The organism is Alteromonas sp. 4NH20-0104, from assembly GCF_057547795.1.
The window spans coordinates 22,892-37,610 of sequence record NZ_BAAJLP010000017.1 but is presented as its reverse complement, the minus strand read 5'-3'; the positions used below and the strand labels follow the sequence as shown (position 1 = coordinate 37,610).

At 50.8% G+C, this 14,719-nt stretch carries 12 protein-coding genes; 6 read left to right on the top strand and 6 right to left on the bottom strand.

The window, feature by feature from the left end; translation table 11 throughout:
• The first annotated feature begins 162 nt into the window (after positions 1-162).
• The 6 genes from AC27IB_RS13170 to AC27IB_RS13145 all read left to right on the top strand — a co-directional run bounded on the left by AC27IB_RS13170 (position 163) and on the right by AC27IB_RS13145 (position 7,296).
• A complete protein-coding gene (locus AC27IB_RS13170; protein WP_487121417.1) occupies positions 163-2,190 on the top strand; it encodes a TonB-dependent receptor in 2,028 nt (675 codons plus the stop codon).
• Between the two features lie 108 nt (positions 2,191-2,298).
• Positions 2,299-2,586 (top strand): autorepressor SdpR family transcription factor, encoded by a 288-nt coding sequence (locus tag AC27IB_RS13165; protein WP_487121415.1) that lies wholly within the window; start codon positions 2,299-2,301, stop codon positions 2,584-2,586.
• The gene (locus tag AC27IB_RS13160; RefSeq protein ID WP_487121413.1) at positions 2,583-3,233 is read left to right on the top strand and encodes an SdpI family protein; all 651 of its coding nucleotides are present in this window, start codon (positions 2,583-2,585) and stop codon (positions 3,231-3,233) included. Before AC27IB_RS13165 ends, AC27IB_RS13160 begins: the two co-directional genes overlap by 4 nt.
• Positions 3,234-3,588: 355 nt before the next feature.
• Positions 3,589-5,727: a TonB-dependent receptor gene (locus tag AC27IB_RS13155; protein WP_487121411.1), complete on the top strand. Its 2,139-nt coding sequence runs from the start codon at positions 3,589-3,591 to the stop codon at positions 5,725-5,727.
• Positions 5,728-5,868: 141 nt separating this feature from the next.
• Positions 5,869-6,360 carry an Lrp/AsnC family transcriptional regulator gene (locus AC27IB_RS13150; protein WP_123325357.1) on the top strand — a complete coding sequence of 164 codons (492 nt, stop codon included), beginning with the start codon at positions 5,869-5,871 and terminating at the stop codon, positions 6,358-6,360.
• Between the two features lie 3 nt (positions 6,361-6,363).
• Positions 6,364-7,296 (top strand): 2-hydroxyacid dehydrogenase, encoded by a 933-nt coding sequence (locus AC27IB_RS13145; RefSeq protein WP_487121409.1) that lies wholly within the window; start codon positions 6,364-6,366, stop codon positions 7,294-7,296.
• Positions 7,297-7,345: 49 nt separating this feature from the next.
• On the opposite strand, the gene AC27IB_RS13140 is transcribed toward AC27IB_RS13145, so the two are convergent.
• From AC27IB_RS13140 to AC27IB_RS13115, 6 genes are all read right to left on the bottom strand, one after another.
• On the bottom strand, positions 7,346-7,702 hold the full coding sequence (locus AC27IB_RS13140; RefSeq protein ID WP_487121407.1) for a cupin domain-containing protein: 357 nt from the start codon (positions 7,700-7,702) through the stop codon (positions 7,346-7,348).
• Positions 7,703-7,862: 160 nt separating this feature from the next.
• Positions 7,863-10,991, bottom strand: coding sequence for an efflux RND transporter permease subunit (locus AC27IB_RS13135; RefSeq protein ID WP_487121405.1), 3,129 nt, complete (start codon positions 10,989-10,991; stop codon positions 7,863-7,865).
• A 12-nt stretch (positions 10,992-11,003) separates the two neighbouring features.
• Positions 11,004-12,191, bottom strand: a complete 1,188-nt coding sequence (locus AC27IB_RS13130) for an efflux RND transporter periplasmic adaptor subunit (RefSeq protein ID WP_487121403.1) — start codon at positions 12,189-12,191, stop codon at positions 11,004-11,006.
• A gap of 1 nt (position 12,192) precedes the next feature.
• Complete coding sequence (locus AC27IB_RS13125) at positions 12,193-13,413, bottom strand: TolC family protein (protein WP_487121401.1); 1,221 nt, start codon at positions 13,411-13,413, stop codon at positions 12,193-12,195.
• Between the two features lie 66 nt (positions 13,414-13,479).
• Complete coding sequence (locus AC27IB_RS13120) at positions 13,480-13,830, bottom strand: hypothetical protein (RefSeq protein ID WP_487121399.1); 351 nt, start codon at positions 13,828-13,830, stop codon at positions 13,480-13,482.
• 15 nt (positions 13,831-13,845) lie between these two features.
• Positions 13,846-14,697: a GNAT family N-acetyltransferase gene (locus AC27IB_RS13115; RefSeq protein WP_487121397.1), complete on the bottom strand. Its 852-nt coding sequence runs from the start codon at positions 14,695-14,697 to the stop codon at positions 13,846-13,848.
• Between the last annotated feature and the right edge of the window lie 22 nt (positions 14,698-14,719).

The window sequence follows — 14,719 nt, the reverse complement described above, 5'->3', positions numbered from 1 at the left end:
ACAATATTGTCACGCTCAGCACCGGGATTTGTTTGCGTACGCCGTTTTCCCACCAGCGGCTGTCTCGCTTGTCGAGTAATCTGCTCTTTTTAACGAATCCTGCATCTGATGCGCTGAGTAAAACGTTATGATCTGTATATAACGTTTAAAAGAGTACCCGTTTTGAAATATCTGATTTATTCCTGCTCTCTCCTGTTGTCCTGTTCTGCATGGGCAGACGGCCCTCACATTGAGCGCGTAGTGGTGTTTGGTAAACAAAGCGACCTGATAGGTGAGTCGATTTCTGCCTCAGAAGGCGTAATCGGTGCCGGCGATATTGCTCAGCGCCCGTTGCTGCGCCCTGGTGAGATACTGGAATTTGTACCGGGCATGGTTGTTACCCAACACAGCGGTTCAGGTAAAGCGAATCAGTACTTTCTGCGTGGTTTTAACCTCGACCACGGTACGGATTTTAGTATTTCACTGGATGGTATGCCGGTGAATATGCGTACTCATGGGCACGGTCAGGGGTATACCGACCTTAACTTTATCACGCCGGAATTTATTCAGCGGATTGACTACCAAAAGGGGCCCTACCGCGCGATGCAGGGCGATTTTTCTGTGGCTGGCTCAGCCAACTTTTCGCTGATGTCGTCTTTTGATCAACCCTTCGGCAAGCTTGAGATTGGCGAAAATGGTTTCCTGCGTACTGTGGCTGCCACCAACCTGGCGGTGGGCGAAAGTAATCTTGCCGTGGGTGGTGAGTGGCAGCAGTACGATGGCCCCTGGACCGATATTGATGAAGACATTGCGAAAACCAGTGCCTTCGCTCGTTTTCGACAAGCGACTGACGACAGCATCCTGCATATTACCTTTTTAGGTTACGACAACAGCTGGAATTCCGCCGACCAGATCCCACTGCGCGCGGTGCAAAGCGGCCTGATAGATGAACTGGGCTCTTTGGATCCAACACTCGGCGGCGAGTCCAACCGCTACAGCTTATCGGTTAACTGGCAATCGGCCGACTGGATGGTAAACGCCTACGCAATTTCCAGCGAGTTGAACCTGTTCTCTAACTTTACCTATTTTCTGGATAACCCTGAGGCAGGCGATCAGTTTGAACAGGTCGACGACCGCGCGATATATGGCGGTACGCTTACCCGTTTCCATTCGACAACTGTAGGTGATTCTCACGTACACCTTACCGGTGGCCTGGAATGGCGCTATGACGACATCAAGGAAGTTGGCCTGTATCGCACCACTGAAAGGGTTCGCCAGTCGCCGGTTCGACGTGACAGTGTGGATGAGTATTCGGTGGCGGCGTTTCTGCAGGTCGATGTGGATATCACCGACAACTTAATTGGTCATGTGGATATCCGCCATGATTACCTGGCCGTGGACGTTAACAGTAACTTAAGCGCAAACAGTGGTGATGAGAGCGATAACATCACCAGTCTGAAAGGCGGCCTGAGCTATATTTTAAATGATGCCTGGCAGGCCTATGTAAATGTAGGCCAGTCTTTTCATTCCAACGATGCCCGGGGCGCGGTTATCAGTATCGACCCGGCCACTGGCGAGGCGGCTGAACCGGTTGACCTGCTGGTTAGAGGCGAAGGTGGCGAAGTTGGCTTAAGGGTTGCGCGCTATCGCTACTACAACGCGTCACTGTCCTTATGGTACCTGGAAAACGACTCTGAGCTGTTGTTTGTTGGTGACGCGGGTAATACTGAAGCCAGCCGCGCATCCCGTCGCTGGGGCGTGGAATTTTCCGCCTATTACTGGTTCACATCTAACCTGACCACTGATCTGGAATTTGCCTGGACCGATTCGAAATACCGCGAGAATGACCCCGGCGAAGGTAACTACATAGAAGGTTCATTACCGGTAGTGGCCAGTGTTGGCCTGAACTGGCAAATGAACGATTACTGGCGCAGCGATTTGCGTGTGCGGTACTTTGGTAAACGTACGCTGGATAGCTTTAAAGCACGCCAGTCCAACACCTTTACTGTAGTAAACGCCAGCCTGGTATATGAAGTTGACCAGTGGCAGGGCAGCCTGTCGGTACTTAACCTGCTGGACAGCAACGATCATGATATCGATTACTGGTATGCCAGCCGACTGCCTGGTGAACCTGAAGAAGGTGTTGAAGACCTCCACTACCATCCCATTGAGCCGCGTACACTGCGCGCAAGTATTAGTTACCGCTTCTAATTTATCGTTACCCTTCAGGCTTAATTTCGGCAATTAACGAAATTAAGCCTTGCCTCTATTTCGTTATTTCGCTAAATTGCGAATTAATGAAATAGTACAGGTAATGTCATGTCGGATGTTTTTCAGGCGCTTTCCAGTCCGGTGCGCCGTCAGATACTCAACATTTTAAAGCAACGGGATTGCTCAGCAGGTGAAATTGCTGAACAAATCAATGTGGCTAAATCTACGCTCTCCGGCCATTTCAATGTGCTGAAAAATGCCAACCTGGTTGTCACGGTTAAGCAAGGCACAACCATTACTTATTCGTTAAACACCAGCGTACTGGAAGATGTGATGACCAGCCTGATGGATTTGCTGGACACCTCCGACTCAGGCAAGAATAAGGAGCACTTATGAATTCACTCAAAATTGCCGCAGTATTAGTTGTACTTAGCATTGTCGCTTCCCTTTATGTCATATTCCAATTGCCAGCGGATATGACGCTCCCTGTGCACTGGGGATTAAACGGTGAGCCCGACGCTACCGCCAGCGCAACCTTTGCATTGTTATTGTCTCCGGGACTTATGCTGGTATTAACGGTGCTGATGGCAACACTGCGATACCTGGAACCTCGTAAACAAAACCTCGAGCAGTCACGGGTAGGTATTCAGGCCATTTTCTGGGCCCTGATGGTGCTGTTTGTGGCATTGGAAGCGGGCTATCTGGGGTTAGCCAATGGTTACCAGGTACCAATGTTTCAACTCATCATCAGCGCGCTAGGCGTCTCATTCATTATTATGGGTAACTATTTTGGCAAAGTGCGTAGCAACTACTTTATTGGTATCAAGACGCCCTGGACGCTAAGCAGTGACGCGGTGTGGCAAAAGACCCACCGACTGGCCGGCAAGCTAACCATTACAGCTGGACTCATCACTGCGATACTCGGCGGTATACTGCCCGCAGATTTTGCTGGCTTTCTGGTTTCCGGACTACTTTTACCCAGTATTCTGCTCCCCGCCGTACTTTCCTGGTGGTTTTGGCGAAACGAAATACAAGCTAAGTGAATGTCATTTATCTCAATATACCGCACATTAACGCCAGTTTACGGCGTTAATGTGGGACTACCCGCCAGATAACCGATTTTAGTATACGATTTCCAGCCTGTTCCACCTATTCATCCCCACATTTCTGGCATTTACAACCCAAATAGCATTTTCTGCTGCATCAACCTAAGGCTTGGTATTTTTCACTGCACAGAGGGGATTTTTCAACGCAATTTGAGCGTGGCGTTACACTTATACTGATTGTGGAAGGATTATCCACTTAAAAAAAGAATCTCAGATAGCACAATAACAATCACAGGCTGTCGGATATCTCCTTTTGCCGTTGACCAGAGAACTAATTGGAGAACAACACAAGATGAACACCAACAGAATTATCGTGAAGTCAGTGCTTGCAGCTGCTGTATCAGTCGCACTGTCATCCACCGTCAACGCCCAAACCAGCTCAGAGAACGATGAGATTGAACAGATTGAAGTTGTGAAACAGCGCCAGGCTTACCGCGGCGATGTACCATTAAAATCAATGCCGCAAAACATAGATGTCGTCAGTGCTGAATTGCTGGACGATCTCGGCGTTAATGACTTCCAGAATGCGCTGGATTTTAGTAGCGGTATAGCTCGCCAAAACAGCTTTGGCGGTATGTGGGACAGTTTTGCCATCCGCGGTTTCGCAGGCGATGAAAACCTGCCAGGCGGTTATCTGGTAAATGGTTTCAGTGCTGGCCGTGGTTATAGCGGTCGCCGTGAAACGTCAAACATTCAGGCTATCGAAGTAATTAAAGGGCCCGGCTCTGCACTATTCGGCCGCAGCGAACCCGGTGGTACCATTAATATCATCACCAAAAAGCCACAGTTTTATGAAGAAGGCTATATTCAGGCCACAGCAGGAAGCTACGACCTGTACCGCCTTGAAGGTGATTATACCAATGCCATCACGGATGACCTCGCGTTCCGTGTCAATGGTGCCTATGAAGACGCGGGCAGCTTCCGTGACGAAGTGTATTCCGAGAAACTGTCTATCAGCCCGTCGTTCCACTACAACATTTCTGACGATACCAGTCTGGTGTACGAGATGGAATATCTCGACCAGGACCTGATTTTTGACCGTGGTGTTCTGGTGACCAATTATGATTTCTTTGATGTACCACTGGATGTTTTCTATGGTGAGCCTGGTGATGGCCCAGTGACTATTGAAGCTATTGGTCACCAGCTAACGCTTCAACATCAGCTTAATAGCGACTGGAGTTTACTAGCCGGTTTAAGCTATCGTGAATCTTCATTTGAAGGCTTTGCCTCAGAAGTTGAACTGGGCGGTCGCCAGTTAGTTACCGAAGAAGGGTTTGAAGAAACCGTTAACCGCCGTCGCCTCTATCGTGATTATGATGCTGATGATCTAGCCGGTCGTATTGAGCTGAGTGGTACGGTGGATCTTGCTGGTATGGCCCATCATATATTGATTGGAGCAGATGCATACGAATATACGCTGTCAACCATGCAGGACCGGTGGCGTGTAGCATGGGGTGTTAATGATACGACTTTCGCAGTCGACAAGTACAATCCGGTCTATGGTCAGGCATTACCTGCATTGTCGGCAAACCGAGATGTAAGTGAAGATCAGAGTTCGGTAGGGGTTTTCTTCCAGGACCAAATTGATCTGACCGAAAAATTCAAAATGCAGGTAGGCATTCGTTTTGATAGCTACGATCAGGACTTTACTAACTACCTGTCAGGCGGCACGTCATCACAGTCTCAAACCAAGACCAGCCCGCGCTTTGGTCTGGTGTACGAAGCGTCATCGCTATATACCCTGTACGCCAGTTATTCTGAAGGTTTCCGTCCTAACTCAGGCTCTAACGCCGCAGGTGAAACCTTTGAGCCAGAAGAAAGTAAGTCCTATGAAACCGGCGTAAAATTCAGTAATGATGACGAAAGCTTAACCGGTACGGTGGCCATTTTCCGTGCAGAAAAGTCCAACGTATTAGCAGCAGACCCCATCCCTGCCAACGCGGGTTTTTCTGATACCATCGGTGAAGCAGAAAGTCAGGGCATCGAGATTGACCTGACCGCCATGCTCGGTGACGACACTATGGTGACGGTGGCTTATGCTTATATCGATGCCACGACATCTAACTCAATTGTTAACGCCGATTGGGGAGTTGAAGTACCGGCCGGCACTCAGCTATTGAATATTCCAGAGAATAAGTTAAATGTGACCGGTATTCATTATCTGGATATCGCCGGTAAAGAGTCTAAAGTGGGTGCTAGCGTAACTTATGTAGACGAACGCCCGGGAGAACTGATCGACCCTGGCTATATTCTCCCGAGTTATACCAATGTCAGATTGTTTGGCTCAGTTAACCTGACGGATTCACTTAGCATAAACGCCGATATCGAAAACCTGTTCGATAAAGAGTACTACGCCAGTTCTTACTCGGCTATGTGGACCATGCCAGGTGCACCGCGTCAGGCGAAAGTCAGCGTGAAATACGCCTTTTAACACTGCTTAACCAGACCGGCCGGAGATTCCGGCTGGTCCGGACACTTCGATAATTACCCTGTGCAGCATGTAAATCAGGTGACTGTTTTCCATGATGGCGGTAATGTGATGAAGACCAAGAAGTACTAAGAGGATAATACTGTGGCTGGCACTAAATTAGACCGCATCGACATTAATATACTGGCAGAACTGCAAAAAAACGGGCGGATCACCAATACCGACCTGGCGGATGCAGTTGCTCTGTCGCCAAGCCCTTGCCTGGCCAGAGTTAAACGCTTGGAAAAAGCCGGCTATATCACAAGCTATAATGCAAAAATTGCGCTGGATAAATTAGGTGAAACGGCAACGGTCTTTACTGAAGTCACGTTAACCGATCACCACATGGAAGACTTCGCGAAGTTTGAGCGTAATATCCGCACCATCGATGAAGTGATTGAATGTCACCTGATCAGTGGCGGTTATGATTACCTGCTCAAATTTGTTACCCGTGGGATTACCCATTATCAAACACTGATGGAAGAGATACTGGAACAGGATTTTGGCATTGCAAAATACTTCAGCTATATCGTACTGAAGTCGCCAATTGAAAAACTCCACTATCCGCTAACCACTTTGTTTAAACCGGAAAAGTAGTAAGTGGCGCTAACCCTATTGTATAAAGGCCCCGCTGAGCGGGGCGAGTGCTGGCAGCAAGCCGTAAGTGCTGCATTACCCGAAGTGCGCTGGTTTACCTGGCCTGAAGTACCCGAGCCAGAAGCCGTAGATGCCATTATCACCTGGACACTGCCCGACAATTATCAGCAGCAGTTTCCTAACCTTAAGGCCATTTTCTCCGTAGGCGCCGGTGTTGATCAATTCGCGCCGGCGTCGCTCCCGTCTCATTTGAAACTGGTGAGAATGATAGACCCCTCGATTGCCACCCAAATGCAAACCTGGGTGCTAACGGCGGTCATGATGCTCCATCGCGACATATTTCGCTATCAGCGCCAGCAACATCAGAACCTCTGGCAACCTCATAGCGTTAAGTTACCCCATGAATGCACTATCAGCATTCTGGGCCTGGGCGAACTGGGCAGCCAGGTGGCTTTTACACTAAGCGGGCTTGGCTTCGCCGTGCAGGGCTATAGCCGCAGCGCCAAGCAACTTCCAGGCGTGTTAACTTTTTCTGGTGACACGCCGTCAGCAGAGATGCTGGGCAATACCGACATTCTGATTAGTTTATTGCCCTTAACGGCCAACACCAAAGGGATCCTGAACGCAGAATTACTGACCAAACTGCCTAAGGGCGCCGCACTGATAAACGCGGGCCGCGGTGAACAGCTTGTAGCCGACGATTTGCTGTTTCATCTGGATGCCGGACACATCAGCGAAGCCATTATGGATGTGTTTGATCCTGAGCCATTACCCAAAAGCCACCCATTCTGGGACCACGCTAATATTCATATTACGCCGCACATAGCATCGGTTACGCGCAATGACACGGCGGCATTACGATTGGTAGAAAACCTGCAACTCTGGCTGGCCGATAAAACTATGACCGGTGAAGTGGATAAACTCAGAGGTTATTGAATTAATTAAAAAAGGCAGCTTTCGCTGCCTTTTTTGTGTCGCTAAACATTTAATCGTAAACGCACACATATACTTTTTTGTATTTTTCTATGGTCCGCCAGGTACCGGCAAAACCTTCCTGCATTAAAAATGTATCACCGGCTTTATAAGTAACTGGCTCACCGCCGTCTTCTGTCAGCTCAATCAGCCCTTCAATAATATAGCAAAACTCAAAGAAGCCTTTTTTCACCGAGCGGTTAACACTGGGTTCGCAGGTCATTATACCCACTTTAATCTTGTCGTTGCCCGACGCCACATGCGCCCACTTTTCCAGTAAAGGATTACCCTCTAATAAAATTTTAGGATCGGCGTGGCTGGTAGCAGGTGCCTCTGAAGGATGCTGAACAACGGTTTGCAATAAGCTCATTTAAACTCCGGTTAATGGCAATGTAAATAAATTCGGGAACCCCATCCCTGGGAACACATGAAAGCATGCCTAGTATACGATTGATGCCCCGGCAACATACTCTGAAAGCGATTTGCTGCGGGGCATAATTGTTGGGTTGCGTAGCAAAATCAGTGGATAATTACGCCGCTGATTTTGGCCTGATAAAACTGCTGTAGAGGGACGGAATAACCACCAGCGTGAGCAAGGTAGAACTGATAAGCCCACCAACAATCACCGCTGCCAACGGCTTTTGGATTTCTGCACCCAGTCCGTCAGACAACAACATTGGAATGAGCCCCAACGCTGATGTCAGCGCAGTCATTAATACCGGCCGAAGTCGTGAACAGGCACCATCGAAGATGGCAGCACTCAGATCTGTGCTTTGATCTCGACGCTGATTGATGCTTTCCACCATCACCACACCATTCAATACAGCCACACCAAACAAAGTGATAAAGCCTACTGAACTAGGAACGGATAAATAGTGACCACTTACATACAAAGAAAACACCCCGCCAATAGCGGCTAACGGAATGTTCACCATAATTAGCGCAACCAGGCGAATATCGGCAAACGCAAAATATAACAGCAAAGCAATCAGCAGCAGAGATATTGGTACTACCAGCATTAAGCGCTGCATGGCGCGTTGCTGATTCTCAAACTGCCCACCAATCTGCACGGCATAACCGCCAGGCAGGGCAACCTCAGCATCAATGGCGGCCTGAATATCGTCCACCACACTGCCCATGTCACGACCATCCACATTGGCCTGAATCACTACCCGGCGCTGCACATCATCCCGGCGAATTTGCGGTGGCCCCGACTCAATCGCCACAGACGCGACATCCTGCAAGCGGATCCAGGCCCCCTGAGCGGTCAGCAACCGTAGCTCTTTGATGGCAGCGATATCATCCCGAAAGGCCTCGGCATAACGCACCACGATATCGTACCGCTCATTACCGTTAATAATTTGCCCTGCTGAAGCGCCGCCAAGCCCCTGCTGAACCAGGTTCATCACATCCGCGACGTCCAGGCCATAACGACTAAGCTGCTTACGCACCGGCCGCACGACTAGCTGAGCTTCGCCGCTTATTTGCTCCATCGCTACGTCCTGAGCGCCCTCGATACCGCCAACTACCTCAGCAATCTGCTGGCCATACTCAGCCAGTACATCAAGTTCGGGCCCGAATAATTTAATCGCCAGCTCTGCTTTCACACCGGAGAGCAGTTCATCTACGCGGGTAGCAATAGGCTGAGAGAAGTTAAACAGTAGCCCCGGATGCGCCTCCAGTTTATGCGCCATGGCTTCCTGCAATGCCACCCGGTTGGTTGCGGTTTGCCACTCACTGACCGGGCGTAAGCCCATATAGATTTCTATATTGTTTACCGGTTCCGGATCGCCGCCAATCTCGGCGCGGCCAATTTTACTCACCGCATAGGTCACTTCAGGAAATTCCAGCAACATGCTTTCCAGCTTCGGGGCCACGCTTAGCGCCGTTTCCAGACTGGCTGAAGGTGCTAGTGTCACCCGCAAGTTAATGGTTCCCTCTTCCAGCTCCGGCGCAAACTCAGTGCCCAACCGCGGCAGCAACACGCCGGCAACTGCTATTAGCACCAGTGAAATGCCAGTCACCCATTTTCGCTGCCCCATAGTAACCTTGAGCAGTCTCGCATAACCGCGCTCAAGTCTGCTCAGCAGGGGATTTTTGCGCTGCTTAACCGGCCGTGCGCTCAGTAAAAAGGTGGCCAGTACCGGCACAAATATTAACGCCACCAGCACGGCGCAAATGAGGGCCAGCATAATAGCGATGGCCATGGGCTGAAACAGCTTGGCTTCGACCCCCTCAAAACTGAACAGCGGGGTGAATACCACCAGAATAATCAGTGTCGCAAAAAAGACAGGTTTTGCCACTTCTCCCGCCGCAGCCACCACCAAAGTGAGTGTTTTATGGGTTTCAGTGCTGTTTTTTGATAATTTTTGGTAAATATTCTCCACCACGACCACTGAACCATCCACAAGCATACCAATGGCAACAGCCATTCCGCCCAGTGACATCAGGTTGGCAGATATTCCCAACATACTGAGCATCGCCAGCGCCAATCCGATGGAAACCGGGATAGAGAGCAACACCAGCACCGTTGCCCTCACGCTTAACAGAAACAGTGCCAGCACAATGACAATGAACATAAAGGCCAGCAACAGGGCTTTTACTACGGTATCCACCGCCTGTTTAATCAGATCCGCCTGATCATAATAGGGTTCAAAGTGAACGCCCTCTGGCAATGCTTTAGCAATTAAATCCAGCCGGGCATTAATGCCTTCGATTGTGGCATTGGTGTTAGCCCCCATGCGTTTTAACACCACGCCGGAAACCACCTCGCCCCGATGGGTAACGTTGCCATCGGGATCTTTAACCGACATGGTCACAGCCCCCTGACGTATTTCGCTGCCAAAGCTTACTTCAGCCACGTCCCCCACTGTTACAATGGCTGCGCCTGACGTTTTCAGTGGGATTTGCCTGAGCTCTTCCAGTGCTTGTTGCCCAGATGACAGCCAGCCGGTACCGCGGATCACCAGCTGTTCGGGTCCGCGCTGCATGTACCAGCCACCGGCATTGTTGTTATTGCGGGATAAAGCATCCACCACGTCCTGCTGGGTCAGGTTATAAGACAGCAGACGGTTGGGATAAAGATTTACCTGATACTGGCGCACATAGCCGCCAAACGACAGTACATCGGTAATGCCATCAACCGGCATTAACATTAGCTTGATGAGGTAATCATTGAGACTGCGTAATGCCATGCTGTCGAAACCTGAGTCTGGTTCGGCAATCAACAGATATTGATACACCTGGCCAAGGCCTGAAGTGTTGGGGCCAATGGCAGGCACCCCAACCCCTTCCGGGATCATCCCGGCGGCTATCTGCAACCGTTCAAACACCAGTTGCCGGGCAAAATAAATATCCGTACCTTCCTTAAACACCACGGTAATGCCGGATAACCCGGTTTTAGAGATTGAACGTACCTCCTCAACATCGGGCAGCGCATACATTACTGCTTCAATGGGATAGGTAATCAGTTGCTCTACCTCTTCGGCTGCCAGCCCCGGGGCTTCGGTATTAATGGCCACCTGAATATTGGTGACATCCGGAAAGGCATCGAGATTGAGGCGCGGGATCATCAGTGCAGCCATCACACACAAACCCACCAGCACCAGTAACAATACAAAGCGCAGCTTCACCGCGCGGCTTATTAACCATGCAAACATCATAAGCCCCTGTTAATGGTTATGCGGATCGAAACCGCCCTTGGCGATTTCCGAAGCAACAAAAAAGGCCCCGCGACTCACATAGGTCTGGCCTGGCTTAACACCGCTGATGGCCTGCCAGTCACCGTATTGCGGGCCGAGTGTCACCCCTTGTGGGATCAAATCACCTTCGTCATCAGCGATATAGATTTGCCATTCGCCGTCAGTGTCGCGCATCAGCGCCGACTGAGGCACCGCCAGGATGGCGTCGGTTTGCGGGCCATTAAAATAAATATCGACAAACATACCGGAGTGAAAGCGATGCGCCTGGTTATCCAGTTCAAGGCGCACTGTACGCGTCCGACTCACTGGGTCGATAGTGTGCGACTCCTGGATAACCGTGCCAATTGCTGCAATATCGCCTACTACCACACTGGCCTGATCGCCCGGCTGTAAATGCAGGTCATTCTGGGCCGACAAGCGGGCTTCGACCCATAGATGCGCCTCATCAGACAGCAGCATCAATGGCTGGCCGGGCTCAATGCGTTGCCCCTGATTGAACTCATCAGTCATGATAAGCCCCGGCGTTTGTGCCGTGAGCGTATATTCTCCCAGCGGGTAATTAGTGTTTTGCTCTATGCGGGCAATGGTAGCCCCAGATAAACCCAGCGCCTGTAAACGCCGATTGGCGGCATTGTATTCGGTTCGGGCACTGACAAAGCGCTTTTCACCCACTGCACTCTGCCCAAGTTTACTGACCCGCTGCCATTCTACATGCGCCTGCTGGAGCTGACTCTGCGCGGTGATCATCTCTTCACTGAACAAAGTTACCAGCGGCTGACCTGACGTCACTTTTTCACCCAGTGCGGCATGGCGGGCAGTCACCACAGAGCTGACCCGGGGGGATACGATATAGCTGCGATAGCCATTTACCTTGATTTCGCCCGGCGCATAAACCTGTTCACTGAGGGTCATGGGTTGTAGCGTTTCCAGGTGAATATCGGCCGTTTGCCGTTGTCCCTCACTGAGGTTCACCGTAGTGGCTTCACCATGCTCGTCGTAGCCATGTTCGTCATCATGACCGTGGGCCTGTTCTTCAGTATGTGCTGCGGTTTCGTGCTTTTCCTCATGGGCATGATCATGCTCCTGGGCTGGCACAACAGGTGTGTAAAGTAATGCAGTGATACTCAGCACTGCCAGAGAATTGTGAAAGTGCAACATATTACTGCTCCGTTGAAATTAAAGAAGAAACCACATCCGCCAGCGCGGCGGTAATATGCAGATAAGCAACGTAGGTTTGCTGATAGTTTTTTTGCAGCGTCAGGCCAGCCTGCATGCCATCCCTAAGCTGCTGCACCTGCCATTGATAGTCAGCAAGACTAAGATCGCCCTGCGCATAACGTTGCTGAAGGACAGCAACCTGCTCAGTCATTTCGTTATCGTGCAATGCCTGCCACTGCTCAAACCGCAAACGGGTTTGCTGAAGTTGTTCGGCGAGGTTACGCACTGCTTCACGGGTATCGCGCAATTGCGCGTGCAGGCGCTCTTCGCTGGCCAGAGCCAGTTCCCGGGTAGCAAGGGCGACTTCACTGAAGTCATTGCGAAACTGAATAGGCACCGACACATTAACAGAAAACAGCGCTTCGCCTTCCTGACGGCCAACACCAAATCCTACATTGGGTACCGGCTTATTGGCGGTGTGTTGTTGCTCTGCGGTAGCGGTTGCGGCCAGCCACTCTAGCCGAGCCTGTTTTACAGCAGGCAAGGAGAGTAATTTTTGCGGCGCGGGTACCTGTGGTTGCGCCTGAAAGAATGCCTGATTAACAACAACGTTCGCCGCCTGCTCTCCAGCCAGTATGCGCAGCGTTTTTTGTGCGCTTAGCCATGCACTGAGGCGCTCGTTTTCCGCGACCATGCCCTGTGCCACTACCGATTTTGCCATGGCCAGTTCGGTACGGTTAACTTCGCCTGCGGCCAGTTGTTGTTCGGTTAATCTGAGTAACCGCAGATCCTGCTCTACCTGCAAGCGAGCCAGTTCATATCCCTGTTGTCCCAGTTGAACATTTATCTGAGCATTGAGGATTTGTGCCAGCAGATCATTAGTGACTATCTGCACCGCTAGTGCACGCTGTTCAGCCTGCAGTCTGCCAACCTCCGATTGGGCTTCCCTTACCCCCCACCAGTCAATATCCGAAGACATTCCGATTTGAAAATTGGTTTCACTGCCTTCCCTTTCCACAGAGGTATTCAGCGACGGGTTATAAATGGGTTTAGTCAGTGCTTGTGACTGGTATTTTGCGGCACTGGTTTCGTATTGATAGGCCTGCATGGTGGGGTGGCGCTCCACCGTGCTCATCAGCCAGTTAGCCCAGGGTTGCTCGCCGGCGAGAACCGGAAAGCTTAGTGCGGTCATTAACGCCGCACCGCAGAATTGCAGTTTCATAGGTTAATCTCTTAACAAAGTTAATCATCCGGTTATTAACAACCGGGACGCAGTAAACGTTCTTTGTTAAGCGATGGGCGGGCGCAGCAAATTGCGCCAGAAGCCTGTGGCGGGAGGCTGGTTTAGGTTGTGTCGCACCGCATAGTGGCCATTGACCGGCAGTGCTTTAATTAATAAGGGAAGAAAAATGTGTTGTGCCCCATGGCAATGACAACAGTGCTGACAATCCAGTCCGCTGCTGTCGCTATTTTTATCCTGAGCGATAGCCTGCTCAGAATGCGGGGCTTCATGGGACGGTTCTGACAGATGAGAAGTACTTTCCTGATGAGCAGCATGGGAGTCAAATACCACGCTCAATGCCTGCGTGCTCACCGAGAGCAGCAGTACCAGAACGAGAGAATGAATCCATCGGCTCATCAATGTCTTTGCCTTTTATCCAAATGCCTGAGAAAGCAGACTGTAAATGCGCGGGCCATTGCCCCGGGCCGGTAAAAACTCACCTTTAATCATCAGGCTGACCTTGTCAACCTGGCTCAGACCTAAGGACTCCAGCCAGGGTTGAATCCCTTTAGCCTGTTCGGTTAAGTCAAAGCGAATAAACCCGGATTCACCGTTCAACAAGTGACTGATCAACCCCTTTGCCGTGTCATCGTCAGCGGCGAGCACCGGCCCAAGAGTCTGACCATGGCCACTGGTACGCAACATGGCATAACCAACGGCAGAACCCTCTTTATAAGCCACCAGCCCTTTGCCCTGTTCTGCAACAGCAGTCAGCAGTGCCTCCCGGTTACACCCGTAAGCAGCCGCATCCATGGCCAGCAGATCTGGCAGGCTATCGGCATCCAGCGGTTTAATCACAGCATCCACGGGCAGCGGTTGCACTGCGCCCGCCAGTTGACCCTGAACCTGATAGATAAACGCTGCCTCGGTAAAACCACATTGCTGATACAACCGCTTCCCGGCCACCGTCGCCACCAGTTGCAGATTACGCTCACCGGTCTGGCTCATCACGGTATCCATCAGCTTGCGCCCCAGGCCATTCCCCTGCATGTGCTCAGGCACCACCACCAGTCCTACCGTGGCATAGTGAGGACCATAATCCCACCATAAGATACAGCCCACGATGTCACCTTGTGCATTGTCGATAATGCTGCCATTGCCCTGGGAATAATGCAGTTGCCAGTCACCCATCCGATGCGGCCATTTTACCTGCTGAGTAAATTCAAGGCAGGTTGGCAGGTCGGTTTCACGCATCTCGCGAACGGTAAAAGCAGTGTTGTTCATTAGCAAATTTGGCCTGTATAGC